The organism is Maribacter sp. BPC-D8 (assembly GCF_035207705.1).
Lineage (GTDB): Bacteria > Bacteroidota > Bacteroidia > Flavobacteriales > Flavobacteriaceae > Maribacter.
Genome location: NZ_CP128187.1, coordinates 3410474 through 3435639, shown reverse-complemented (window position 1 = coordinate 3435639; position 25166 = coordinate 3410474). Strand labels below are relative to the sequence as shown.

General features: G+C 34.6%; 24 protein-coding genes. 13 read left to right on the top strand and 11 right to left on the bottom strand.

Annotated elements, in window-relative coordinates; all coding sequences use genetic code 11:
- Positions 1–36: 36 nt before the first annotated feature.
- A complete protein-coding gene (locus QSV08_RS15040) occupies positions 37–771 on the bottom strand; it encodes a LytR/AlgR family response regulator transcription factor (RefSeq protein WP_324024480.1) in 735 nt (244 codons plus the stop codon).
- Between the two features lie 308 nt (positions 772–1079).
- Between QSV08_RS15040 and QSV08_RS15035 the strand changes: the two genes are divergently transcribed.
- Both QSV08_RS15035 and QSV08_RS15030 read left to right on the top strand, forming a co-directional pair.
- On the top strand, positions 1080–1220 hold the full coding sequence (locus QSV08_RS15035; protein WP_324024478.1) for a hypothetical protein: 141 nt from the start codon (positions 1080–1082) through the stop codon (positions 1218–1220).
- Positions 1221–1241: 21 nt separating this feature from the next.
- Positions 1242–1799: a hypothetical protein gene (locus tag QSV08_RS15030; protein WP_324024476.1), complete on the top strand. Its 558-nt coding sequence runs from the start codon at positions 1242–1244 to the stop codon at positions 1797–1799.
- 920 nt (positions 1800–2719) lie between these two features.
- Here the strand turns inward: QSV08_RS15030 and QSV08_RS15025 are convergent.
- From QSV08_RS15025 to QSV08_RS15015, 3 genes are all read right to left on the bottom strand, one after another.
- Entirely contained in the window at positions 2720–3643 is a 924-nt protein-coding gene (locus QSV08_RS15025; protein WP_324024475.1) for a hydroxypyruvate isomerase family protein, read from the bottom strand.
- A gap of 81 nt (positions 3644–3724) precedes the next feature.
- Entirely contained in the window at positions 3725–4372 is a 648-nt protein-coding gene (locus QSV08_RS15020) for a gluconate 2-dehydrogenase subunit 3 family protein (RefSeq protein WP_324024473.1), read from the bottom strand.
- Positions 4372–6084: a GMC family oxidoreductase gene (locus QSV08_RS15015; protein WP_324024471.1), complete on the bottom strand. Its 1713-nt coding sequence runs from the start codon at positions 6082–6084 to the stop codon at positions 4372–4374. Before QSV08_RS15015 ends, QSV08_RS15020 begins: the two co-directional genes overlap by 1 nt.
- A gap of 172 nt (positions 6085–6256) precedes the next feature.
- On the opposite strand from QSV08_RS15015, the gene QSV08_RS15010 reads away from it, so the two are divergent.
- From QSV08_RS15010 to QSV08_RS14995, 4 genes are all read left to right on the top strand, one after another.
- Positions 6257–7249 (top strand): sugar phosphate isomerase/epimerase family protein, encoded by a 993-nt coding sequence (locus tag QSV08_RS15010; protein ID WP_324024469.1) that lies wholly within the window; start codon positions 6257–6259, stop codon positions 7247–7249.
- A 15-nt stretch (positions 7250–7264) separates the two neighbouring features.
- On the top strand, positions 7265–7708 hold the full coding sequence (locus QSV08_RS15005; protein ID WP_324024467.1) for a DinB family protein: 444 nt from the start codon (positions 7265–7267) through the stop codon (positions 7706–7708).
- Complete coding sequence (locus QSV08_RS15000) at positions 7709–8938, top strand: nucleoside permease (RefSeq protein ID WP_324024465.1); 1230 nt, start codon at positions 7709–7711, stop codon at positions 8936–8938. It abuts the gene before it with no gap.
- 155 nt (positions 8939–9093) lie between these two features.
- The gene (locus QSV08_RS14995; protein WP_324024463.1) at positions 9094–10233 is read left to right on the top strand and encodes a Gfo/Idh/MocA family protein; all 1140 of its coding nucleotides are present in this window, start codon (positions 9094–9096) and stop codon (positions 10231–10233) included.
- 71 nt (positions 10234–10304) lie between these two features.
- Here QSV08_RS14995 and QSV08_RS14990 read toward each other — a convergent pair whose 3' ends face one another.
- Positions 10305–10766, bottom strand: coding sequence for an ASCH domain-containing protein (locus tag QSV08_RS14990; protein ID WP_324024462.1), 462 nt, complete (start codon positions 10764–10766; stop codon positions 10305–10307).
- A 64-nt stretch (positions 10767–10830) separates the two neighbouring features.
- The gene (locus QSV08_RS14985) at positions 10831–12534 is read right to left on the bottom strand and encodes a GMC family oxidoreductase (protein WP_324024460.1); all 1704 of its coding nucleotides are present in this window, start codon (positions 12532–12534) and stop codon (positions 10831–10833) included.
- Between the two features lie 161 nt (positions 12535–12695).
- On the opposite strand from QSV08_RS14985, the gene QSV08_RS14980 reads away from it, so the two are divergent.
- The 6 genes from QSV08_RS14980 (at position 12696) to nadD (ending at position 17501) form a co-directional block, all read left to right on the top strand.
- Positions 12696–13748: a sugar phosphate isomerase/epimerase family protein gene (locus QSV08_RS14980; protein WP_282048924.1), complete on the top strand. Its 1053-nt coding sequence runs from the start codon at positions 12696–12698 to the stop codon at positions 13746–13748.
- A 12-nt stretch (positions 13749–13760) separates the two neighbouring features.
- A complete protein-coding gene (locus QSV08_RS14975) occupies positions 13761–14501 on the top strand; it encodes a 3-keto-disaccharide hydrolase (RefSeq protein WP_324024458.1) in 741 nt (246 codons plus the stop codon).
- Positions 14502–14513: 12 nt separating this feature from the next.
- Complete coding sequence (locus QSV08_RS14970) at positions 14514–15338, top strand: 3-keto-disaccharide hydrolase (RefSeq protein WP_324024456.1); 825 nt, start codon at positions 14514–14516, stop codon at positions 15336–15338.
- A 132-nt stretch (positions 15339–15470) separates the two neighbouring features.
- Positions 15471–16328: a YicC/YloC family endoribonuclease gene (locus QSV08_RS14965; RefSeq protein ID WP_324024455.1), complete on the top strand. Its 858-nt coding sequence runs from the start codon at positions 15471–15473 to the stop codon at positions 16326–16328.
- Positions 16329–16910, top strand: a complete 582-nt coding sequence (gene gmk, locus QSV08_RS14960) for a guanylate kinase (protein WP_324024453.1) — start codon at positions 16329–16331, stop codon at positions 16908–16910.
- A 6-nt stretch (positions 16911–16916) separates the two neighbouring features.
- A complete protein-coding gene (gene nadD / locus QSV08_RS14955; RefSeq protein ID WP_324024451.1) occupies positions 16917–17501 on the top strand; it encodes a nicotinate (nicotinamide) nucleotide adenylyltransferase in 585 nt (194 codons plus the stop codon).
- On the opposite strand, the gene QSV08_RS14950 is transcribed toward nadD, so the two are convergent.
- The 4 genes from QSV08_RS14950 to QSV08_RS14935 form a co-directional block, all read right to left on the bottom strand.
- Positions 17498–18241, bottom strand: a complete 744-nt coding sequence (locus QSV08_RS14950) for a DUF6503 family protein (RefSeq protein WP_324024449.1) — start codon at positions 18239–18241, stop codon at positions 17498–17500. The genes nadD and QSV08_RS14950 overlap by 4 nt on opposite strands.
- Positions 18242–18271: 30 nt before the next feature.
- Positions 18272–20575, bottom strand: coding sequence for an inorganic phosphate transporter (locus QSV08_RS14945; protein WP_324024446.1), 2304 nt, complete (start codon positions 20573–20575; stop codon positions 18272–18274).
- 73 nt (positions 20576–20648) lie between these two features.
- Entirely contained in the window at positions 20649–21851 is a 1203-nt protein-coding gene (locus QSV08_RS14940) for a porin (protein WP_324024444.1), read from the bottom strand.
- A 329-nt stretch (positions 21852–22180) separates the two neighbouring features.
- Positions 22181–22525, bottom strand: a complete 345-nt coding sequence (locus QSV08_RS14935; RefSeq protein WP_324024442.1) for a carboxypeptidase-like regulatory domain-containing protein — start codon at positions 22523–22525, stop codon at positions 22181–22183.
- A gap of 179 nt (positions 22526–22704) precedes the next feature.
- Here QSV08_RS14935 and QSV08_RS14930 point away from each other — a divergent pair, with 179 nt between their 5' ends.
- Positions 22705–24048 (top strand): deoxyguanosinetriphosphate triphosphohydrolase, encoded by a 1344-nt coding sequence (locus tag QSV08_RS14930; RefSeq protein ID WP_324024440.1) that lies wholly within the window; start codon positions 22705–22707, stop codon positions 24046–24048.
- Here the strand turns inward: QSV08_RS14930 and QSV08_RS14925 are convergent.
- Positions 24045–25163, bottom strand: a complete 1119-nt coding sequence (locus QSV08_RS14925) for a DUF3078 domain-containing protein (protein WP_324024438.1) — start codon at positions 25161–25163, stop codon at positions 24045–24047. The two genes, QSV08_RS14930 and QSV08_RS14925, sit on opposite strands and share 4 nt — an antisense overlap.
- Positions 25164–25166 lie beyond the last annotated feature (3 nt).

Below are 25166 nucleotides of genomic sequence, written 5' to 3'. Positions count from 1 at the left end.
AGCTTAAGATTGGTTATTGAACTTGCTATTGTAATGCTACAACATATCTAAAAAATCTGATTTTTTTTGTCTTGAGACAGGTATTTTATGATTAGACTTTAAAACCACGTAACCATCAGTCTTTAAAAATTCCTTTATTTTATTTAGGTTGATGATATATGAATTGTGAATTCTAAAAAAAGAATCTGCCGGAAGCAACTCATTGACTTCCTTTAGTTTCTTGGTAAGTACTATTTTTTGACCGTCGGTTAAAAATATGGTGCTGTAATTACCGTCAGATTCGGCATAAAGAATCTCATCGCTCTCCAAAAATAATAATTTACCATCGGTGTTTAATGTAATACGTTTATGTATTGACCTAGAGTTATAATTTAAAAGTGCCATTTCTAATTTCTCAACAGAAAAATTCTTGCTATTAAATTTTTTGATCTTAACAATGGTTTCTTCTAAATCATCGGTATCTATCGGCTTTAATAGATAGTCTAAAGCCTGACTTTTGATAGCTTTTAAGGCATATTGATTATAAGCGGTGGTGATTACTACAGGAAAATTCTTATTGGTGAGTTTTTTAATAAACTGAAAGCCATCCATAGTAGGCATTTCGATATCTAAAAAAAGACAATCAGGAGTATTTTTTTCTAAGTATAAAAGTGCTTCATTCGGATTCGTAAATGAGGCGATAACATTGATTTCGTCGCTGAAGTTGGTAAGCTCCCACGTTAGGCTCTGCAGGGCTTTAATTTCATCATCAACTATTACAGCTTGTAACATAAAAGATCGGGTATCAAGTTAGAAAGTTATGAAAAATTACGGGTTTGTGGGGCTTTCATAATCGAATTTGTATCAATGGATGATATTTTAGTGTAATCGGTATATTAAAGTAGCAAAGGGGTAAATAATGTCTTAACCCTTGTTTTTAGAGAGAAAAAGACTACAAATCATCTTATTTGTTCGTTGTGTTAGAATTTCGTTTTCCGATTATACATAAAAAGAGACAGGTTATACAATATAGACCTATGCTTTTTCAGCTTAAAATTATCTTTAGCAAAGAACTTCAGTATGTTATAAATCAAATTGACATGAAAAAGTGCGGTCTAATGTTAGCATTATTTATTGTGGTCTTAATGGTCGCTTCGCAATTTATGCAAGATGAAGATGGGGTGAATGAAAATATGACGGTGGTAATGGAGGTTCAGAAACCAAATATTGTTAAACCTTGACTATAACTCTTTCTTACAACTATGTTTAAGATAATTCAGTTTATAGCTAAGTTTTTAAAAATATTTTTTTTCGGAATTGTACCCTTTATTTTGCTTTCAGGAGGAACAAAAAGTGATTTTGAAAGCACAAGAGTTGAAAAAGGTACATGTAGTTTTAATATTGATGGTGAATTAAGTTTTCATTTAAATGGCATAGCCAGCTTTACAAAGGAAATTGAAGAGGACAAATTCGGTAATACAATAGACAAGTTGTTGTTGAGTTTTAGTTCTGGAAATGATAGGAAGAAACAAACTTTAGAGTTTATTATAGCTTCCAAAACAAAAATGAGTCATGATGTACCAGTAGGTGTACATAAAATAAAGAATTTAGATCGTTTGCTTAATAAGTTTAACGGTGTTTACGGTTTTGCAGATTTGGGAGGTATTAGTGAACTACCTTTTTTTATTAAATCTGGTGATATTACAATCACCGAAAGTTTTTCTAACAAGGTCAATGGCAAGTTAGAAGTACAATTAAAAAATGCTGACGGAGAATCTTTGAATGTTGAAGGTTTTTTTAATGCAGAAATAAAAATTTAAATTTAGTACGGTTCTTTATAAGGTAGTGTATGTTATCTTATATCTAATGTTTGAGCGCCAAAATAAGTATAACTACGATTCGTCGTATGATTACGTTCTAAGAAAAGGTTTCGGGGGAACTACCTTTATTAGGCTTGGTGGGCATTTTTCATAATAGAAGCATTAGTGGGGCCGTACATTTTTATATAAAATGTCAATCTACTTACCTATTTTTAATCTTCAATATGTTTTTGTAACGGTTATAAAAATTACCGTTGTTGCTAAATTTTAAATAGTAGCTTTTTTATTCGTGAGTTTTATAGAAAAGGAAGATTGTAGTATTCAAATTTACATCTACAATAATTTGATTGCTAAACTTTAAGAAGTAGTAGGAAAATAATTATTGAATAAGAAATAAAAAAGACCCCATTAATGGGGTCTTTTTTATATACGGCTAAGCCGAGGTTAAGTAAGGGGAATCTTATTTGTCGTTTTTGATATACGGCTTTAATACAGTCGAAAATAACAACGCTGCCGCGTAAATCATCAATATTGTGATGTAGTTTTCCATAGCTTAAGTATTAGAGTATAAATTATATACGCATGAAAATCGATTTTGGATTATGGAAAATGAATGGTATCATTAAAAAGACTATAATAAGTTAGTTTAACGGTACTTTTAAAATTGAACCATTTATATTGTAGTCGCATTTGAAATAATTCAAACGAATTTGACTTTATCTTTTTATAGATATAAAAAGATATTTTTGATGCCAAAAGCAAAACGGCATAGACGAGTAATGTGTGTAGGTATTGGGACATATACAAAAGAACGAATAAGTAAGTAAATTCTTACATTATGAAAATGCATTTCATCGAATAGTTATAATATTTTCGATGAAATGCATCTTTTGATCTCTTATAAATGTATTAAATGCTAATTATAGAAAACTATCCACTTGTTTATAGGCTTCTATAACGGCCTGTTCGCCTTCTTTTCCGTCTCTTGAGTTTCCGTGTTCCATGCCCAATACTCCTGTAAAACCCTGTTCGTGTATCCATTTAAACACATTATGGTAATTGATTTCACCACTAGTTGGTTCATTTCTACCAGGATTGTCACCTATCTGAACATAAGCTATCTCAGACCAAGATGCCTCCATATTCGGAATTAGGTTTCCTTCTTGAATCTGTTGGTGGTAGATATCAAATAAAATTTTACATGAAGGTGAATTAACAACTCTACATATTTCAAATGCTTGAGGTGAGTCGGTCAAAAATAACCCGGGATGATTTCTGAAATTCAATGGCTCTAAAACCATGATAATATTATGTGGTTCTAATAATGCAGATGCCTGCCTAAGGCTTTCTATAACATTGGCAGTTTGGTAGCCCATGCGTAGTTTTAGGTCTAAATGACCTGGTACTACGGTCATCCATTTTGCATTAACTCGTTTGGCTACTTCAATTGAGCTTTTTATATCATTTAAAAACTCTTCTCGTTTAATTAAATCTCCAGATGCTAGGTTCGGTGTTTTCCAATGAATCTCATGTGCTACAAAAACACCCATTTCAATACCACGTTTTTTCATGGTTGCCGCCATTTTTTCTTGCTGCTCAATTGGTCGTTTGCGCATCTCATTATCTTCAAAAGCAGTATAACCTTGATCTGCCATAAAGTTCAATTGATCAATAGGATCATCTCCGGCAAGGTGTTTAAACATACCAATATGTGGTGCATATTTTAAATTGTATTTATGCGCTGCCGTATTATTGGTTAATGTATTGGCAAATGACACAGTACTTGCTACTGAAAGTGCGCCGGTAGTTAATGCAGATTTTTGAATGAAACTTCTTCTTTTCATGAGTTGTGTATTTTAAATGAAAATAGCCAAGAGCGATAATAAATCATGCTCTTGGCTATTAAATGTTAGAATATTATTTGGTTATAAGGACCATGCCTTACCGCCAGTAAGCTCTTGTAGGTCACCACAAGGTACATATTCTCCTGGTACAGGTAAATAAGCTAAAACCTCTTCGCCTACATATTCAGAAGCTTTATAGCCCCAAATAGTCATACCTCTTAGGTTATTGGCAAATGCAAATCTTGAAACTTCGTCATCTAACTTAGCAGTACCGCCATCGGTAATAGCCTTTGTGTAGTTATTAATAGACTCAAACATTTCAGTCTGTTGATCCTTATTGTATTTCAAAGAGCTTGCTAAAACTGGTTCTAAATCTTCAGCAGTTAAATCTTCAGCTTTTTCTTTACCAGAATCGGCCAAGGCTTTATCGATAAATTTGTTCATAGACATTTTAAAGAAATCTTGTTGTTCCTTTTCCATTACATCTTTGGCAAACCTGTCAATAAAAATATCAACTTGTACTTCTGTAGCAGAAGGAGTATCTGTTTTTGGTAAAATAAGATTCACCAATTTTGAAAGAACAGACCCTTCATTTTGAGCTAAAAATTCAGGTGTCCAAGTAAGGGCTGGCTCACTTTTACAGCTTTGAACAATTGATAATAAAGTTGGGGTGGCCACCATATATCCAAGTGACATACCCATATTTTTTAATACGCGTCTTCTATCCATTATATGTTTCCTTTTTTAAGTTCTTTAACTGCATGGTCTGCAGCTCTAGCCGTAAAGGCCATGTAAGTTAGTGATGGGTTTACACAACTAGCAGAGGTCATAAATGACCCGTCTGTTACATAAACATTAGATACATCATGTAATTGGTTGTTTCCGTTAAGAACAGATGTTTTTCTGTTTCTTCCCATACGGGCAGTTCCCATTTCATGTATACCTAAACCTAAAGCACTCTCGTTATCATATCCTTTTACATCTCTAAGTCCGGCTTTTTCTAACATATCAACAGCCGACTCTAAAATGTCTTTACGCATTTTAAGTTCGTTTTCTTGAAGCTCAGCATCAAAAGTAACCGTTGGTAGACCCCAATCGTCTAATTTGTCGTAGTCTAATGTAAATCTGTTGTTTTCGTAGGGTAGAACTTCTCCAAAGCCCATCATACCAAACGTCCATCCGCCTGGCTTTAAAACAGCATCTTTTAATTCTTTACCGTGAGATAGTTCGGCAATAGATTCTTCCCAGTTACCTCTAGAGGCACTACCTTGATAACCAAATCCTCTTATGTAATCTTCTCTATCAGAATCTCCGCCTAGGTTTCTAAATCTAGGAATGTAGATTCCACTAGGTTTTCTTCCTTTATAATATTTATCTTCAAATCCGTCAAATTTACCAGAAGCTCCTACTTGAAGTTGGTGGTCCATTATATTACGGCCCAATTGGTCAGATTGATTACCCATACCGTTAGGGAAGGTTTCTGATTTCGATTGCATTAATATAGAAGTAGATGCAATAGTAGATGCACATAAGAAAATAACCTTTGCCTTAAATTCAAAAGTTTCTTTAGTATTGGCATCAATTACCTTTACACCTGTAGCTTTCTTTGTCTTAGGATCATACATAACCTCATGTACAATAGAATCTGGTCTAAGAGTCATATTACCTGTAGCCTCAGCTGCTGGTAATGTCGAAGACAAACTACTGAAGTAAGCTCCAAAAGGACACCCTCTTATACATCTGTTTCTAAATTGACATTTGCTTCTTCCGTCAAATTGCTTGGTACCTGTAAGGTGTGCTGTTCTACCAGCAGTTACTACACGCCCATCGAAATTCTCTGCAACTTTTTCTCTGAATTCTTGCTCTACACAATTCAGGTCCATCATTGGTAAAAATTGACCATCAGGTAATTGTTCTAAGCCTAGGTTTTCGCCACTTACACCGATAAAGGTTTCAACCTTATCATACCAAGGCGCGATGTCTTTATAACGAACAGGCCAATCTACGGCAATGTTCTCTTTTTTATTTGCTCCAAAATCAATATCACTTAAACGATAACTTTGACGACCCCACTGTAGCGAACGACCACCTAGGTGATACCCTCTCATCCAATCAAATCTCTTTGTTTCGTTGTATGGGTGCTTTAAGTCATTTACAAACCACATATTACTTGCTTGGTTTGTGGTGTAACCTGTTCTATTTTGCTTTGGTTGTTGCGCTATGATTTCTTTTGTCGGTTGACCCGCATTTGGGAAATCCCAAGGGTCTTTATTAGCAGTCTCATAGTCATCAATGTGTTTGACCATTCTACCACGTTCTAAAACTAGGGTTTTAAGGCCTGCCTCGCATAGTTCTTTTGCGGCCCAACCACCACTTATTCCAGTACCTACAACAATTGCGTCGTAAGACTCTTGTTCTTCGTTATAATAAAATTTGCTCATAAAAGTTGTTTAATCTCTAAATTTATTAAATATAAAATTAATTCTATACATTTAAAGTCCATTATTCTTGCGAAATTCGCTATTACTAACGTTAAGTTAGAATAATGTATCAATTCATAATTTTAACGTCAACAGTTAGGGTTATATTTCAAACAACAACAAACTACCAAAAATGAAAAGAAAAAGTTTTATTCGAATTGCCTCTATTGTGGGTATTGGAATCTCGTTATTAGGAACTTACGCGTGTAAGGAAACTAAAAAAGAAAAAGTGGAAAATTCTGAAGTCGTAGCAAAAGACAGTAATGTTGCCCCATTTTTTAAATTATCTCTAGCACAATGGTCAATGCATAAAATGATCAGAGAAGATGGCGTCGATCCATATTCTTTTGCTGAAAAAGCTAAAGATTGGGGATTTACCGGTTTAGAATATGTAAGTCAGCTATATAATCCTGAATTAGAAGAAGCAGGTTATTCTGAAGAGGCTATGGCAAATTTTGTTGCAAAATCTAATGCAGAGGCTGAAAAATACGGAATGAAGAATGTGTTGATCATGATCGATGGTCAAGGTAATTTAGCTGTCAATGATGAGGCTGAAAGAAACGAAACTGTAGAGAAGCATAAAAAATGGGTAGATGCGGCCGCAGCAATGGGTTGCCATGCTATTAGAGTTAACCTCAATGGCAGTAACGTTCCAGAAGAATGGATCAAGAATTCTGTTGACGGACTTACCAAATTAGCGACTTATGCAAAAACTAAGAATATTAATGTATTGGTAGAAAACCATGGCGGATTATCATCTAACGGAGAATTACATGCTCAGGTGATGAAAACTGTTAATATGGATAACTGTGGAAGCTTACCTGATTTTGGAAACTTCTGTATTGAACGTAAGCCAGAAAGTAGAGATTGTTTAAAGGAGTATGATAAGTACAAAGGCGTGAAAGAATTAATGCCATATGCTAAAGCAGTAAGTGCAAAATCTAACAATTTTGATGCTGACGGATATGATACAGGTATTGATTACGTACAAATGCTAAAAATTGTAAAAGAAGAAGGTTATACCGGATTTATTGGAGTAGAATACGAAGGTTCTGAAATTAGTGAAGAAGATGGTATAATTGCTACTAGAGATCTTTTGTTGAAAGCAGCAAAAGAAATAAAATAATCAAGAGTATGATTTATGGAGACTTTTTTTAATGAAATATTCGATTATAATTTTCACTGTAACAAGAAACTTATAGAACAGTGTTTGACACTAAATGTAGTGCCGCCAGAAACCATGCGCTTATTTAGCCATGTATTAAATGCGCATCATCTTTGGAACGCTAGAATTTTAAATAAACCTAGTGATTACGAGGTTTGGCAAGAACATGATGTAAAAGACTGGGCAGATATTCATTATGAAAATCAACGTAGTTCGTTCGAAATAGTTACTAATGCCGATAATTTTGATAAGCGTATAGATTATGAGAATACCGAAGGGCGATTGTTTACCAATACCTTGCAGGATATTCTTTTTCATATCATCAATCATTCTACAAGTCATAGAGGGCAAATTGCTGTAGATTTTAGAAATAATGATGAAACACCTATAAGCTCAGATTATGTTTATTACAAAAGATAGATGAAAAATAAAGTCAGAGCACAGCTTTGCTTCATGATGTTTTTAGAATTTTTTATTTGGGGTGCATGGTTCGTAACTCTAGGTACATTTTTAGGAAACAATTTAAAAGCAACAGATGGCGAAATAGCATTGGCATTTTCAACACAATCATGGGGAGCTATTATTGCTCCCTTTGTTATTGGAATAATTGCAGATAGATATTTTAATGCAGAGAAAATCTTAGGAATTTTACATCTTCTAGGTGCGGTTCTTATGTATTTTATGTACCAAAGTAGCGCCTTCGATAGTTTCTATATTTTGGTTTTAGTATATATGATTTTATATATGCCAACCTTAGCCTTAGTAAACTCCGTATCTTTTAATCAAATGAAAAATCCTGCCAAGGAGTTTTCTATGGTTAGAGTATTCGGAACTGCAGGATGGATAATTGCTGGTCTTTCAATTAGCTACGTTTTTAGCTGGGACCAAGGTGAAAATATAGGGCAGGGTTTATTGAAAAACACTTTTTTAATGACTGCGATAGCATCTTTAATATTAGGATTTTTCAGCTTTACATTACCTAAAACACCACCTAAAGCAGCTAGTTCAGAAAAACTAGGATTGAAAGAAATTTTAGGTTTGGATTCTTTGAGTTTATTCAAGGACAAGAATTTTCTAATCTTCTTTATCTCGTCAGTTTTAATATGTATTCCGCTGGCATTTTACTACCAAAATGCGAATCCGTTTCTAGTAGAAATCGGCATGGATAACCCGACCGGTAAAATGACATTAGGTCAAATTTCTGAGATTGCCTTTATGTTATTACTGCCTTATTTCTTTACCAAATTCGGATTCAAGAAAACTATTCTTTTGGCTATGTTAGCTTGGGTAGTGCGTTATTTACTATTTGCATTTGGTGATGTCAACGAACTTGGGTTTATGCTCATCATCGGTATAGCACTGCATGGTATATGTTATGATTTTTTCTTTGTCTCAGGGCAAATATATACAGATAGTAAAGCTGGTGAGAAATTCAAAAGTTCAGCACAAGGACTTATAACTTTAGCAACCTATGGTGTGGGTATGTTAATAGGGTTTTGGGTCGCTGGAAAAATATCAACGGCTTATTTATTAGATGACGGTAAACACATTTGGGAAACCATTTGGATGTATCCGGCTGGTTTTGCGTTGGCTGTATTTATATTGTTCGCCATTTTCTTTAAAACCGAGAAAATAGAATATCAGTCTTAGATAAATTCTTTAATTTAAACGCCTGAAAATTGTTACTCATTAGATACTATAGCTGTTCTTTAGTAGTTAAATGGGGTAATTTTTTTCGGAAATTAAAACAACTATAAATCCGAAGGGATTTTAAAAATAATATTTTCAACAAAAACAACAACAAAATGCCAAAGAAAATAAGATTAGGAATATTAGGTGGAGGTGGAGATTCATTAATAGGTGTGTTGCACAGAGTAGCATCATTCATTAATGATAATTATGAAATAACAGGAGCTGTATTTAATCCTGATTATGATGCCAGTATAGCATTCGCTAAAGAAATAGATGTCCCTTTAAATAGAATATATAAAGATTTTGACACTTTAATCGAGGAGGAGTTAAAACTACCAGAAGATGAACGTATTCAAGTGTGTTCTATACTAACCCCTAACTTTTTGCACTACCCAATGGCAAAGAAGTTGTTAGAAAATGGTTTCCACGTTATCTGTGAAAAACCGATGACCACTACTTTAGCTGAAGCAAAAGATTTGCAGAAATCCCATGAAAAAGCAGGTACTGTTTTCGCTTTAACGCATACATATACAGGTTACCCAATGGTACGCCAAATGCGAGAAATGATCAAAGCAGGTGCTTTAGGTAAAATACATAAAGTAGATGCCGTGTATTACCAAGGTTGGATCAACACTATTATTCATGACAAAGAGAAAAGATCTTCTGTTTGGAGATTAGACCCAAAGAAAGCGGGTATTAGCTCTTGTATGGGTGACATAGGTGTTCATGCTTTTAACCTCGTAGAATATACTACAGGGCTTAAAATAAACGAACTGTTGTGTGACTTCAACTACCTTTATGAAGATAACCAAATGGATGTTGATGGTACTGTTCTTATACGTATGGGAAATCACGTAAAAGGTGTTATTAGAGGTAGCCAAGTAGCTACTGGTGAAGAAAACGGATTAGCCATTTCAATCTATGGTGAGAAAGGTGCTTTCCGTTGGGAACAGGAAAAACCTAATTTCCTTTACAAGTTAAGTGATACAGAGCCTGCTCAGATTTACAAGCCTGGTCATGCTTATAATTCTGAATTGTCTTTAGATGGTACTAAACTACCAGCTGGTCACCCAGAAGGTATTTTTGATTCTATGGCGAACATCTATAAAGGTGTTGCAAGAGCTATTAGAGGTGAAAAATACAATGATGGCGAATTCCCAACTATGACAGACGGTGTTCGTGGTATGAATTTTATTGAAGCAACCGTAGATTCGCATAAAAGCGGAAATACTTGGGTAGCTTTAGAAAACTAAACAGCTATTACAGAGAATAAAAAAGAGCCGCAATTTGCGGCTCTTTTTGTTTTATAAACTTTAAGTGATAATTAAGAATTTACCACTTTAAAATGTTGGCATACAACGATCATACTTTCTCTTGGTTCTCTTTTGAATTCTTGTAATTCTCTGGTGAAAAATTCCCAATGATATTTTTTCCAGCTGTCTAATGATTTGTCTCCATTTGCTTCTAATTGAGCATAAGAAGAATCAATACTAAAATACGGTTTAAGAGAAACGGCGGTGGTAGCTACTATACATTGTGCTTCACCACTCCAATTCGTAACTACTATATAATCTCCTATTTTGGGTAAAGGTTCATTACGGTTTTGTAAGCCTAGTAAAGAATGTGAAATTGCCTTTCTAGCTCCGCTCTGTATTAATCTAGCGTTTTCGTTGGCATCCTGTTCATTGTCGCCAAAATACATTGTTTTCGGTGTCTCGTGAAAGACATCTTCGAGGTGATTTTTTAAATAATCACCCCACATATTTCTGGCTGAAGCATTTTCCATAAATTGATATTTTCTTTAAGCTATAGGATATAATAAACGTTATAGTTGGTAATTAATTTTAATGCTAAGCAAATTTACTTGCTTTTAATTGTTCGGCTGCATGGTTTGCTGCTCTTGCTGTAAAAGCCATATAGGTTAATGACGGATTTACACAGCTAGATGATGACATAAAAGCACCATCGGTTACGTAAACATTCGGTACTAAATGTACTTGATTATTTTTATTTATAATCGAGGTCTTAGCACTGTGTCCCATTCTTGCGCCACCCATTTCATGAATACCTAAGCCTGGTCCGCTAGGTTCATCATAAGAAGAAACATCATTAAAACCGGCTTCTTCGAACATCGTTACAATTTCTTTTTTAATGTCTTCACGCATTTTATACTCGTTCTCTTTAAACTCAACGTCAAAAGCCAATTGTGGTAATCCCCATTTGTCTTTTTCAGTAGGGCTAAGAGTAACTCGGTTATCGTCATATGGTAAGAACTCGCCAAACCCTGTTACACCTATTGTCCAACTTCCTGGTTTTAGTACAGATTCTTTTAGCTCTTTGCCGTAACCTAATTCACCAATTTCTTTAGACCAGTCTCCTCTACTTGCAGTACCTTGGTAACCGAAACCACGTAAATATCCTTCACGCTTTGTTTTCTCGTTAAGGTTTACAAATCGAGGTATGTAGAATCCGTTCGCACGTCTTCCTTTATAATACTTATCTAAGTAACCATCAACTTTAGCAGTTGCTCCAAGTTTGTAATGGTGGTCCATTATACCTCTTCCTAAAGCATCAGAATCATTACCTAATCCGTTAGGAAAACGCTCAGATTTAGATTGCAATAAAATACCAACTGACGCCATTGCTGATGCACATAGAAAAATCACCTTTGCCTTGAATTCAATTTTCTCATTGGTTTCAGCATCAATAATTCGTACGCCTGTTGCTTTTTTTGTAGTATCATCATAGATGATTTCATGCACGATAGAATTTGGTCTTAAAGTCATGTTACCAGTACGTTCTGCAGCTGGCAATGTAGATGAGTTACTACTGAAATAACCGCCAAATGGGCATCCGCGCCAGCAACGGTCTCTATTTTGGCATGTACCACGACCTTCAAAAGTTGCATTAGGATCTGTAATATGAGCTGTTCTGCCAATGGTAACTAAACGACCATCATCAAACTTATCGGCAGTTGTTTTCTTAAAATCCTCTTCAACACAATTCAATTTCATAGCGGGTTGAAATATGCCATCGGGCAATACATCTAAGCCTAACGCCTCGCCACTTACCCCAATATATTCTTCAACCTTATCGTACCAAGGCGAAATATCTTTATATCTAACAGGCCAATCTACGCCAACACCGTCGTTTTTATTCGCATTAAAATCAATATCGCTCCATCGGTAACTTTGTCGCCCCCAAGTAAGTGATCTACCACCAACTTGATAGCCGCGAATCCAGTCAAAACGTTTTGTTTCTACATACGGGTGTTCAAGATCATTCACAAAAAAGTGCTTTGAGTCTTCTGTCGGAGCCCAATTTACCCGTTTTTGTACATGATATTTTTTCTCGTCTTCTTTAGATAATTTACCTTTTAAAGGATAATCCCATGGGTCATCATTCATCGTAGGATAATCTACTACATGCTTTACCATTGGACCGCGTTCCAAAACAAGCGTTTTTAAGCCCTTCTCTGTTAATTCCTTAGCAGCCCAGCCACCACTTATTCCTGTTCCGACAACAATTGCGTCGAATATTTCATCTTCATTCATGCTTGAAATTTTATCTTTTTCTGATGGTAATCCTTATATTTATAGCAAATCTCCAAAGTATTGAGAAGAACCTGATACAATTCTTAAATATAAGATTTTTTGAGAGATGTGACATCCCAAATTCAACAACAAATTCAAACAACAACAGATAGTATATTTTTATGAAAACAATCAAAGGACCAGCCGTATTCTTGGCACAGTTTGTAGACAGTAAAGCTCCATTTAATTCTTTAGACGGAATGTGTAAATGGGCAGCTGATCTTGGATATAAAGGAATTCAAATTCCGACGTGGGAAACTTTTTTAATTGACTTAGACAAAGCAGCAGAAAGTCAGACCTATTGCGATGAGCTGAAAGCCAAAGTAAACTCTTACGGTTTAGAAATAACAGAACTTTCTACACACTTACAAGGGCAATTAGTTGCAGTAAACCCAGCATATGATTTAATGTTCGATTCTTTTGCTCCAAAAAATGTTCATGGAAACCCAAAAGCAAGAACAGAATGGGCAATAGAAACCGTTAAAAAAGCAGCAACCGCAAGTAGAAGACTAGGGTTAAATGTTCATGCTACTTTTTCTGGATCATTATTATGGCATACAATGCACCCTTGGCCGCAAAGACCAGCTGGTTTAGTGGAAATGGGTTTTGAAGAATTGGCGAAAAGATGGACTCCGATTTTAAATCATTTTGATAAAGAAGGTGTTGATGTTTGTTATGAAATTCACCCTGGTGAAGATTTACATGATGGCGATACTTTCGAGCGTTTTCTAGAAGCTACTGGTAATCATAAGAGAGTGAATATTCTTTATGATCCTAGCCATTTTGTATTGCAACAATTAGATTATATCACGTACATAGACCATTATCATGAGTTTATAAAATCTTTTCATGTGAAGGATTCTGAATTTAACCCAACAGGTAAAAAAGGTGCTTTTGGTGGTTATAACGATTGGGGAGATAGAGCGGGTAGATATCGTTCATTAGGTGATGGTCAAATTGATTTCAAAACCATATTTTCTAAATTGACACAATACGGTTGTGATGTTTGGGCAGTTATGGAATGGGAATGTTGTATTAAGAGTCCGGAGCAAGGTGCTCGTGAAGGAGCAAAATTTATTTCAGACCATATTATCGAAGCTACTGAAAAGACTTTTGATGATTTCGCAGGTGCCGAAATCGATAAAGAAATGTTGAAGAAAATGTTAGGACTTTAAAATAGAACACAAATGAAGAAAGTTATAGCTAGTGTCGCCTGTTTATTGGCATTCGTTGCATGTAAAGAAGAGAAAAAAGAAACTACTCAAACTGCCGTTGTTGAAAAAGTAGCGGTTGTTGAAAATGATTGGGAAGTATTATTCGATGGTTCCTCATTAGATCAATGGAAAGAGTTCAAAACTGACGGAGTTAGTGATGCCTGGAAAATAGATGGTGATGCATTGGTGTATACACCACCTGCAGAAGGTGAAGAGAATCAAAACCATGACCTTGTAACAAGACAAGAGTATACCAATTTTGTATTAAGTTTAGATTGGAAAATATCTGAAGCTGGTAATAGTGGTGTATTTTGGGGTGTAAGTGAAGATGAGAAATTTGGTACAGGTTACCAGACAGGTCCCGAGATTCAAATTTTAGATAATGATAAACACCCAGATGCTAAAGCAGGTACAACGCATCAAGCCGGTGCTTTGTATGATATGGTTTCACCAGCTACCGATGTTACCAACCCAGTAGGGGAGTGGAACACTATGGTAATTACAGTAGATCACAATGCGCACATAGGTAGTGTAACTTTAAACGGAACTGTAATGGTAACTTTTCCTGTAGCTAATGAAGAATGGGATGCTATGGTTGCAAAATCTAAATTTGCAGGTTGGGACGGATTTGGAAAATATACTACAGGCAAAATCGGATTGCAAGATCACCATAATGTAGTGTCATTTAGAAACATAAAAATTAAACAACTTTAATTGTATTTAGGTATGAAAAATAGATACTCATTAGTACTGTTAGCTGCTTCTTTAACAGTAATATCTTGTCAAGAAAAAGTAACGGTAGATGCTGATAGTCGCATTGAAGCGGTAAAAGATAGTGTAATCGTTTATGAAGAATACATGGGCGAAGAACCGACTACCCCTGAGGGAACTGAGTTTTATGAGCCTAAAGTTACCGTTGTTAAACCTGCTACTTCTAATGCTGCTCCAAGTGATGCCATTGTACTTTTTAATGGTGCAGGCTTAGAGAATTGGATCAGTACCAATGATAGTACAGCTGCCAAATGGCATTTGAATAAAGATGGTAGTATGACGGTAAATGACAAAACCGGTAATATACAAACCAAGCAAAATTTTGGAGACATACAGTTGCATATAGAATGGAAATCTCCTTTGCCAGTGCAGAGAGATAATCAGAATAGAGCAAATAGCGGTGTTTTTCTAAACGGCATATATGAAGTGCAAATTCTAGATCAAAATGACAATCCGACGTATGTTAATGGTCAGGTAGGTTCTATTTATAAACAACATGTGCCTTTAGCTATGGCTTCTGTACCAACCGGCGAGTGGAATACGTATGATATTATTTATCATGCACCAGTATTTAATGTAGATGGCGGCAAGATAAAGTCAGGAGATATTACCGTAATTCATAACGGAATTTTGGTTCAAGATCATGTAGAGCTAAAAGGTACGACCCCTTATGTTGGTTGGCCTAAAAACCCTGCTCATGGTAAAGGTCCATTAATGTTGCAAGATCACGGCGACGATAGTCGCGTTAGTTTTAGAAATATTTGGGTTAGAGAACTTTAATATTTTATCAATTAGAATTTAAGGAGTAAACAAGATATTTTTCTGTTTACTCCTTTATTAATTACGTAAGGTGAGATGATTATCGTTGAAATTTTCATTTACCTTACCTTTGTCTTAATCTAAAATGTATTTATGATTCAATCAATGACCGGCTTTGGAAAGCATGTAGTTCAATTGCCTAATAAAAAAATTACGGTAGAAATAAAATCGCTTAATAGTAAGAGCATTGATTTAAATGCACGTATGCCTTCAAGTTATCGCGAAAAAGAATTAGAACTAAGAAAATTGGTCGCTAATTCATTGTTGAGAGGTAAGGTAGATTTTAACCTATACGTTGAGCTTACAGGCGATACAACTTCAACCCAGGTAAATGAAGTTGCAGTAAAACAATACATGAACCAATTAAAGAGCATTGCCGATGGCGATGATTTAAGGTTGTTAGAAATGGCGTTGCGTTTTCCTGATGCTATGAAGACCGATAAGGAAGATATAGATGAATCTGAATATGAAGCTATCAAAGAAGCATTGCAAGGTGCTTTGGTAGAAATTAATGAGTTTAGATCAGAAGAGGGTAGTGTATTAGAAAAAGATTTTCTTGATAGAATAACATCGTTGAAGAATTTGTTAGATGAGGTTATAAGTATTGATCCCGATAGACAAGCTACCATTCGTGAACGTCTAGAAAAAGCGGTACAAGATTTAAAAGCAGATGTTGACGCTAATAGATTTGAGCAAGAGCTTATTTACTATCTAGAGAAGTATGATATTACTGAAGAAAAGGTCCGCTTAGCGAATCATTTAGACTACTTCGGTAAAACATTACAGTCAGACGATAGTAATGGTAAAAAATTAGGCTTTATTTCTCAAGAAATTGGTCGTGAAATCAATACAATCGGTTCTAAAGCAAACTTTGCGCCAATGCAACAGATTGTTGTGCAAATGAAAGATGAGTTAGAGAAGATTAAAGAACAAATGTTAAACGTATTATAGATGAAAGGTGGTAAACTAATCATTTTTTCTGCACCCTCAGGAAGTGGGAAAACAACCATTGTACGCCATTTATTGGCACAACCAGAATTAAATTTAGCTTTTTCTGTTTCTGCTACCTCACGACCAAGAAGAGGTAAAGAGAAGAATAAAGAACATTATTATTTCATGTCTGTTTCTGAGTTTAAAAATCATATCAAGAATGATGATTTTTTAGAGTGGGAAGAGGTTTATAGAGATAATTTTTATGGTACCTTAAAAAGTGAAGTAGAACGTATTTGGGCAGAGGGAAAAAATGTAATTTTTGACATTGATGTAGTTGGCGGATTAAGAATAAAAAAGAAATTCCCAGAACAGACATTGGCTGTTTTTGTAAAGCCACCTAGTGTCGATGAACTTAAGATTAGACTTAAAAAACGAAGTACCGAAAGCGAAGACAAAATAAACATGCGTATCGCCAAAGCTTCTGTAGAATTGGCAACTGCACCACAGTTCGATAAGATTATTAAAAATTATGACCTTGATGTTGCTTTACAAGAATCAATAGACCTAGTAGCAGATTTCATTTCTGACGATAAAGAATAAGTGCACATGAAGAAGGTAGGATTATACTTTGGTACCTTTAACCCTATTCACATCGGTCATTTGGTCATAGCGAACCATATGGTAGAGTTTTCAGACTTAGATGAGGTTTGGTTTGTAGTAACGCCTCAAAGCCCTTTTAAGACCAAGAAAACGCTTCTGGACAATCACCAAAGATTTGAAATGGTATATGAAGCTACAAAGGAGTATACCAATTTGAAGCCTAGTAATATTGAGTTCAACCTTCCACAACCGAATTACACGATAAATACGCTTGTTCATTTAGGGGAGAAATACCCAAAAGGATATGATTTTTCATTGATAATGGGTGAGGATAACTTAAAAGGACTTCATAAGTGGAAGAACTATGAAGCTATCTTAGATCTTCATCATTTGTATGTATATCCAAGAATATCTGAAGGTGCAATAGAGCATCAATTTAAGGAGCACGACAAGATTCATCGTGTAAACGCCCCTATCATGGAAATCTCTTCGACTTTTATTAGAAAAGAGCATAAAAATGGTAAAAACATTAAGCCATTATTACCGCCAGAAGTATGGAAATATATGGATGAAATGAATTTTTATCGCTAATCTATAACATTCGCTTTACGCAGATCATCAGTAGCTAAAAATACATCACCTTCATTGTAATACCACTTACGTACTTTAGGTATCTTAATTCCGTTTACGGTTATCATTTCAGAAAGTAGAATGTATTCACCGTCATTTTTGCTTTCATCATGAAAGAACTGATATACTTCCATCGCATAGGTCTTAGGGTCGAAATAGAAATACCAAGTATCATTACCTACTTCTTTCTCGTAAGTAGCTTTTAATACCAAATACTCTTTTCCTTTAAAGGTCTTTTTAATCACCTTGTCAGCTATCAATGTCCCGGGATCTTTCAATTTCATAGGAAGACCATATAGGTATGTATAGTAGTTCTTCATCATTTTAGCACGATCACAGCTAATGTTCATGCTATCTTTTATCTTCGGATAAATAGATGTGCTGCCATTTAGTTTTAAGGTGCATTCACCATTATCTAACTCTGACTCAACAGTATAATTATCTTTTTTCACCGTAGTCTTAAAATAGTTACTAGGCAATTTCATTTCAACGACCGTACTGCGTGGACTGCCCTTAGGGTTTTCCATTTCTATAAGCATTTTGCCTTTGAAGGTAGGCCAATTGTCTTGTGGGTCATGAAACGCTATGGCTTTTTCAAGAAGTTGTTCACTGCTAATTTCTTGTGCAAAAATAAAAGTATTAGCTAATAGTGCTAAGAATAAAAAAAAGTACCTCATCATCATTTTAATTTGTGATGACAAGGTACTTATAATTTAAGATTTTAAATACAGTTACAGTTTTTTAGGCTGATCTATTGTAGCTGGTGTTATTGAACCATCATGTTCATTATGGTATTGCTGCAATAAGTTCATTGTAGAAGTTATTAAATCTTTTGTTTCTAAAAGCAATGAAAAGTAAAGTGTTGTGTTTTTAGGACTAGACTCTTCTGTTCTTGTTCTTGCTATCTGTGTCTGAATTTTATCAGAAACCATTGCGAATAAATCTTCTTTCTGATCTAAAACTAAACCTATTTGTTCGAAAGATTGATTGGCAAAAGCTGTTTGTGTCTGATTTAAAATCTCCTCTAACTTTAAATCAATTTGTTTCAACTCTTTTATTTGGTTGTATTTTAACTTTTTGTGATTGTTATTGACATGCTTATGGCTAACCTTACCAATGTACTCTAATGATTGAGCAATATCAGTTAAGTACCCTAGAGCGTTAATATAAAAATTACTGGCGCCAACACTATTTTCATCTAAATTTTTAATAAAGTAAAAGATATGGTCACGTAAATCATCAATCTCATTTGAAAGTTTCTCGCCTTGTTTTTTATTCTTTTTTAATAAATTAACATCTTGTTTCGCAAGACCGTTAATAGAGTTTGTGTAAATTTTATTTGTTCTTTTAAGAACATTAGAAATGTTTTGAGCACTTTCAATAATTACACCTTGTATAGAGCTACTTTCAGCTCTGTTTAAAGAATCTTCTTCACGTAATTCTTTCGCCTTTTTATTATGTGAAATATAGTTTCTTGTAAGTAGTAATATCGCAAGTAGTAAAAGTATTGCTATGGCCGCACCTTTACCAAAACTAATTAAAGACAATATAACTCCAGATGCTATGAAGGCAATTATTGCTGTACCAAACCATCCGCCGATAACGTTCAGTACCCCTGCTACTCTATACACAGCACTTTCAGCACCCCAAGCTCTATCTGCTAAAGATGTACCCATGGCAACCATAAATGTTACATACGTAGTTGATAATGGTAATTTATATGACGTTGCTATTGATATTAGAATACCTGCAACCATAAGGTTTACTGCAGCACGAACCATGTCAAAAGCAGGCAATTCATGAACTTTGTTTTGAGACAAAGCAATTACAGGTTTACTAAATTGATTATCAATTTTATCTTGAAGAGATTTTGGTGTAATGGCGGTAATTAACTCAGAAGCTGATATTGCAAATCGTACTAAGCCTCTCGATAGAAAATTTGGTTGAAACCTTTCTTTTGTGTCTTCTTGACTTGACAGGTCTAAAGACGTTTTTACTACTCTTTTAGCTTTGCTTGAAAACCAAAGGGTAAGCACCATTATCATACCTGCTATAAATAATAACAATGTAGGTGTAGGTACTTTTTTTGCTAAGATACCCATGCTAAATTCTGATGCAGCAACACCAGATGCCATCCATGCTTCGTATGATTGCCATGCAGCGATTGGGACTCCAATAAAATTAACCAAATCGTTACCTGCGAAAGCTAAAGCCAAAGCAAATGTGCCAACTCCAATAATTAATTTAAAAATATTTGTATTGGCAAATGTCATTAATAGATAAGATACCCCTGACCAAATTACAAAGTTAATGAGTACTAAGATTAACACTTTAGTCTCTAATAATTCTTTTATTGTAATACCACCAATAATATCGAAGCTTTCGCCAGCAAAAGTGGTTCCGCCTATACCCTTCATTAATATGAAATAGGTTATAGATGATAAAGCAAACCCGCCAAAAAGAGCACCCACCCAGGTTGGTTTTTTCTCAAAGTTATAAGATAAAAGTAATCTTGAAACCCATTGTACCAATGCACCTATCGAAAAGGCAACAACAACAGAGAGTAATATTCCGAATATAATTTGAATGGCTTTGTCATTATTAATATAGTGGACTACATCGGTAAAACTTCCATTATCTGCGCCAATTTTAATTAATGACATGGCTACAGCTGCACCTAAAAGCTCAAAAACTATCGAAACAGTTGTCGATGTTGGCATACCAAGGGTGTTAAAGAAATCTAACAACAAAATGTCTGTAATCATTACCGCCATAAAAATGAACATGATTTCATCGAAATAAAATTCACCTGGGTTAAAGATTCCTTTTCTAGCAACCTCCATCATGCCGCTAGAGAAAAGTGCTCCTGCCGCAATACCAAAACTGGCAATTATCATTATAGTTTTAAATGAAATGGCTTTTGAACCAATTGCCGAATTTAAAAAATTCACAGCATCATTACTCACACCCACTACAAGATCCGCTACAGCCAAAATGGCAAGTGCGATAAGCATTAAAAAATAAATATTGTCCATAATTTATTACTCTAAGAATTTGCAAATATCATTATCGAAAACTGCGGTAATGTTACCTAAAGGTTATTATTTGTTAAAAATGAATATCTACTTGTAATCTATACATTAATCCATCTTGACCAGCATCTTCAGAAAGGTAGCTTAAGTCCGTTTGTACTTTTAATTTATGACCTACAATGTATTTTGAAAGCCCCATAGTGTATTGTGATTGCGGATTTCTACTTGTTATTTCTTCATCAAGTTTAATATTTGTGAAACGACCAGAAACCTCCCAGTTACTTTTAAATAAATATCCTGTTTGTAGATTTATACCATCTCCTACTTGTACCGCATCACCCGTAAGTGAACCATCAGAATTAATGGCAATAGGATTATCGGCAGTTCTATGAGCATATTCTCCCATAAATGAAAAACCTTTGTATTTGAACATGGTATCTATAAACAATGTATTAATGTCAGTTTCGAAAAAACCAGTGTCAGTTACCATATAAGACCCTTGATTACTTCTTGTTTTTACGGCATTTTGATTGCTGTCAAAAGTTGCTGCAATCATTAATTTAGGCGTCTGTTCTCTCTTCTGATCACTCCCTTTATACTCGCCTTTGCTTAAAAACTTTCCAAAAGGTAATAATTCTAAACGAGTCGTATATTGGTGACCACCTAAATTACCTGTGGTTATGTTTCTTCCTTCCCCTTGAGAGAGAGCGAAAATTTCCCTAACCAAAAATTTATCGGATAAATAAATATGGTGTCTTAACTGAAAACCCATATCTCGATCAATAGTAAAACTACTATTTAGAAGCGAACGGTCAACCTGCATTAAGTTACCAGATGAAATTACACGTTCTATATTTCCTGGCAGTTTGGTTTGACCGAACCATAAAACAAAATTTTCATAAAAATTCCACTTTACTACAGCATCTAATATATAGCGTGGTGCGTTGCTTGTAAATTCTGAAGCACCTGAAATATCTCGGTTCGAAAGTCCCAGTTCTATTTTATATTTTAATTTCGGAGAATAGGCAAATCCATCAAATTTAAGTCTCGCCCTTCTTATTAGAAAACTTTGTTCGGGGTTGGTTAAACTACCATCAACTGCATCCCAATTACTTGTTGCCAGTATTTGCATTCTGGCACCTACATTCATAGACCAGGTGCTGTCTTTTCCAACTAAGTTGAATAAGCCTTTACCAAAAGAGGGAGCATTTGTTTCTTGGCTTAAAGCGCCAAAGGAAACTAAAAAAAATAGGCATACCAGGGGGAAGTTGATTTTCATCAAGTTATTAGTTTTTGTCGAATGCAAAAGTCTTGATTGTATGTTAAGTTAACGTATTCTTAATATTAACTTTTAAATAAACTTATTTATTGCTGATTATTAGGCAGATAGGTTGTTTTTGCTTGTGTAAAATATTACAAAAAAAGCTACCTTATAAAAGGTAGCTTTAAGATTTCAAAACCTAGTCGACAAAAACTAATAGTGAGAGAAATCTGATTGTCTAATGAAGCTGACCAAAATCACAATTATTCATTGTTTAAATATCATGCTAACATTAAGTAATATTTAATTTTATTTAAGCGCGATTATTAATGGAACCGTATGCTTAGTTATTTCGAAGCTGTTAAGCTTGCTATGTTTATGGTTTTAGCTTTAAGACTAGCTTGTATGGTACTTGTTTTTCCGATAGCTACAATAATAGGAAGTTCAATGGTTTCATAACCAACAAATCGAACAACTATATTATATGAACCCGGAGTAAGATTGTCAAACTCAAAATTTCCTCTAAAGTTAGTGCGTGTCGTTAATTCGGTATTTTCGATAGAAACAGTGGCCATTAACAAAGGCTCATTGAATTGTTCGCCATCTAAAATATTTCCTTGAATAGCACTTGTTTCTTGCCCAAAAGTAAAAGAGCAAATCATTAAAGTAAAAATGTAAATTAAATGTTTCATTTAAGGTTTTAATTTCTTTTACAAAGAAACTACAGCTAGGTTAAGTTAATGTTAGGTGCGGATTATTAAAGCATGTATTAATTGTTAACATATCGTTTTGTAAAATGCTAAAATTGATTTTATCAACTCTACAATGAGATATCAAAAATGTATCTTGCAGCCTGTAAAATCGGATTAACATGAATTGGGAGCAATTACTTTCTTTACGAAGACAAGGTGATAAAAATAAAAGATTACGTAATGAACAAGATGAAACCCGTTTAGGCTTCGATGTTGATTACGATCGTATTATATTTTCATCGGCTTTTAGAAGTCTACAAGATAAGACTCAAGTAATTCCGCTTTCAAAAACCGATTTCGTGCATACTAGATTAACCCATAGTCTAGAGGTTTCAGTTGTAGGTAGAAGTTTAGGTCGATTGGCCGGTAAAAAAATTATTGAAAAACATCCATATCTAAAAGAGGTTCATGGCTATCAATTCAATGATTTTGGAGGTATTGTAGCTGCTGCGGCTTTGGCACATGATATTGGAAATCCACCTTTTGGTCATAGTGGAGAAAAAGCTATCGGGGAATATTTTAAAACCGGAAACGGATTAAAGTTCAAAGAGCTACTTTCTGAAGTTGAATACCAAGATATTATTGATTTCGAAGGTAATGCAAACGGATTTCGATTAATGACACAAGATAGGGCAGGGGTTTCTGGCGGACTGCGTCTTAGCTATGCTACCTTGGGTGCTTTCATGAAATACCCGAAAGAATCGTTACCTAAAAAACCTAGTAACCATATCTGTGATAAGAAATTCGGATTTTTTCAGAGTGAAAAGCACACTTTTGATGAAGTAGCCAAAGATTTAGGATTACCGACAAGAAGTAATAACGGTACTATTTCTTATGGTAGGCATCCGTTGACATTTTTGGTAGAAGCTGCAGATGATATTTGCTATACCATAATTGATTTTGAGGACGGAATCAACTTAGGACTTATTTCTGAAGATTATGCCTTAGAATACCTGATAAAACTAGTTAAAGACACCATAAATACCAAGAAGTATAATTCTTTAGAGTATATGGAAGATAGGCTTAGCTACTTGCGAGCTTTAGCCATTAATACACTTATACAAGATGCAGTTTCTATATTCGTCGAGAACGAGGAAAGTATCTTAAATGGCACTTTTGAAGTCTCCTTATTAGATAAAAGCGGATTTAAAGCTCAAATCGAAGATATCATTAGTCTAAGTGTTCAGAAAATTTATCAATCTCAAGAAGTGGTAGAAAAAGAGATAGCGGGTTATACTATTATTTCTGATATTTTAGATGTTTACATCGATGCCTTGATCGGTAAGAAGAATAACAAAGCTTCTAATTATCATAAACTTATTTTAAGAACCTTACCAGGGTTTTATCAAGATACAAATGCATCGCTTTATCAAATTGTATTGAATACGTGTTGTTACGTAGCAAGCCTTTCTGATAGTGCTGCAGTACATATTCACAATAAGATAAAAGGAAAAACGCTTTAGAAGCCGTAAAGAATACCTACGCCTAGTACTTGCTTGAACTGTATTTTTGGTATACCAGGGTTTACAATGGTGCCGTTATCGTTTTTAACGATATCAAAAAGAATATCGTCATCATAAATCATTTGTGTACCTAAACTTGTACTAATAAATTTATTGACCTTCATGTTAATGGTCAGTTCCCAATCAACATCAATGTTACCAAAGCTTTTTATATAATCAGAATAAAGATTAAGTCTACTTTTTAATTCTATGTTATCTGCAACGGTATAGTTGAAATTATTAGTAATAAGTATGCCAATCTCCAATAAATGATTCTCTCCAGGAGTAATAACGTTACCATCTGCATCTAAAATGGCTTCTTGAACACCAAAAGATCCATTATCAGCTAAATCTTGATCTAGTACAAATGTTGATTTCTGGGTCAGTGGAGATAGGTAAAGATTGAATTTTTCATCTTTACTGATATACGATGTACCCGCACCGAATAATAAATAGCCAGGTGCCATAAACCTTGAAATTGGCGTATCTCTATCTGGGTATTTGTAACCGTTAGAGAATTGGGTGTTAAAGTTTAATTGTACGGAATAAAACCACCTACTATCATTGTCTTTCTTAAAACCTAAGTTAGAACTTAAACGAATTACATCTTCCGTTTTTCTTAGTTTTTGACCTTCTTGAGCATTTAATCCGTAACGTAATTCTAGATTATTATCCCATTGAAAACTACTGAACTTATATTTTCGTGCAAATTTTAAAAACCCCAAGCCACTAATAGCATTATCACCACCCGCATTCCAATTTACAAAGGCAACTTCACTAATATTGATACCAAAACTATTTTCGTTTTCCCAAAATGATGGTACTCTAAAACGTTGAAAACCTTTTTGAAGGGTTTTTGTTTTTTTGAAGTCAATTTTGGGTATTTGCAGGTTTACGTCTTTTCTAGGGGAATAAATTTTATCTACTGTTCTACGAATTACAATAGTGTCTACTGCGACACTGTCTACAGTAACGCTATCTAAAATAATAGGTGCCGGTATGGTATCTTGACCAAACGTTAATGACATTACCAAAAGTAGTAACGGAAGTAAGAATTTAAGCGATTTTGAAGCCATTAT

Coding starts and splice junctions, on each gene's coding strand:
- QSV08_RS14995 (WP_324024463.1), top strand. CDS start 9,094: ATGCCAAAGAAAATAAGATTAGGAATATTAGGTGGAGGTGGAGATTCA.
- QSV08_RS15040 (WP_324024480.1), bottom strand. CDS start 771: ATGTTACAAGCTGTAATAGTTGATGATGAAATTAAAGCCCTGCAGAGC.
- QSV08_RS15015 (WP_324024471.1), bottom strand. CDS start 6,084: ATGAGCAAATTTTATTATAACGAAGAACAAGAGTCTTACGACGCAATT.
- QSV08_RS15020 (WP_324024473.1), bottom strand. CDS start 4,372: ATGGATAGAAGACGCGTATTAAAAAATATGGGTATGTCACTTGGATAT.
- QSV08_RS14980 (WP_282048924.1), top strand. CDS start 12,696: ATGAAAACAATCAAAGGACCAGCCGTATTCTTGGCACAGTTTGTAGAC.
- QSV08_RS14925 (WP_324024438.1), bottom strand. CDS start 25,163: ATGGCTTCAAAATCGCTTAAATTCTTACTTCCGTTACTACTTTTGGTA.
- QSV08_RS15030 (WP_324024476.1), top strand. CDS start 1,242: ATGTTTAAGATAATTCAGTTTATAGCTAAGTTTTTAAAAATATTTTTT.
- QSV08_RS15000 (WP_324024465.1), top strand. CDS start 7,709: ATGAAAAATAAAGTCAGAGCACAGCTTTGCTTCATGATGTTTTTAGAA.
- QSV08_RS14965 (WP_324024455.1), top strand. CDS start 15,471: ATGATTCAATCAATGACCGGCTTTGGAAAGCATGTAGTTCAATTGCCT.
- QSV08_RS14985 (WP_324024460.1), bottom strand. CDS start 12,534: ATGAATGAAGATGAAATATTCGACGCAATTGTTGTCGGAACAGGAATA.
- nadD (WP_324024451.1), top strand. CDS start 16,917: ATGAAGAAGGTAGGATTATACTTTGGTACCTTTAACCCTATTCACATC.
- QSV08_RS14990 (WP_324024462.1), bottom strand. CDS start 10,766: ATGGAAAATGCTTCAGCCAGAAATATGTGGGGTGATTATTTAAAAAAT.
- QSV08_RS14940 (WP_324024444.1), bottom strand. CDS start 21,851: ATGAAAATCAACTTCCCCCTGGTATGCCTATTTTTTTTAGTTTCCTTT.
- QSV08_RS15005 (WP_324024467.1), top strand. CDS start 7,265: ATGGAGACTTTTTTTAATGAAATATTCGATTATAATTTTCACTGTAAC.
- QSV08_RS14930 (WP_324024440.1), top strand. CDS start 22,705: ATGAATTGGGAGCAATTACTTTCTTTACGAAGACAAGGTGATAAAAAT.
- QSV08_RS15025 (WP_324024475.1), bottom strand. CDS start 3,643: ATGAAAAGAAGAAGTTTCATTCAAAAATCTGCATTAACTACCGGCGCA.
- QSV08_RS15010 (WP_324024469.1), top strand. CDS start 6,257: ATGAAAAGAAAAAGTTTTATTCGAATTGCCTCTATTGTGGGTATTGGA.
- QSV08_RS14975 (WP_324024458.1), top strand. CDS start 13,761: ATGAAGAAAGTTATAGCTAGTGTCGCCTGTTTATTGGCATTCGTTGCA.
- QSV08_RS14970 (WP_324024456.1), top strand. CDS start 14,514: ATGAAAAATAGATACTCATTAGTACTGTTAGCTGCTTCTTTAACAGTA.
- QSV08_RS15035 (WP_324024478.1), top strand. CDS start 1,080: ATGAAAAAGTGCGGTCTAATGTTAGCATTATTTATTGTGGTCTTAATG.
- QSV08_RS14945 (WP_324024446.1), bottom strand. CDS start 20,575: ATGGACAATATTTATTTTTTAATGCTTATCGCACTTGCCATTTTGGCT.
- gmk (WP_324024453.1), top strand. CDS start 16,329: ATGAAAGGTGGTAAACTAATCATTTTTTCTGCACCCTCAGGAAGTGGG.
- QSV08_RS14935 (WP_324024442.1), bottom strand. CDS start 22,525: ATGAAACATTTAATTTACATTTTTACTTTAATGATTTGCTCTTTTACT.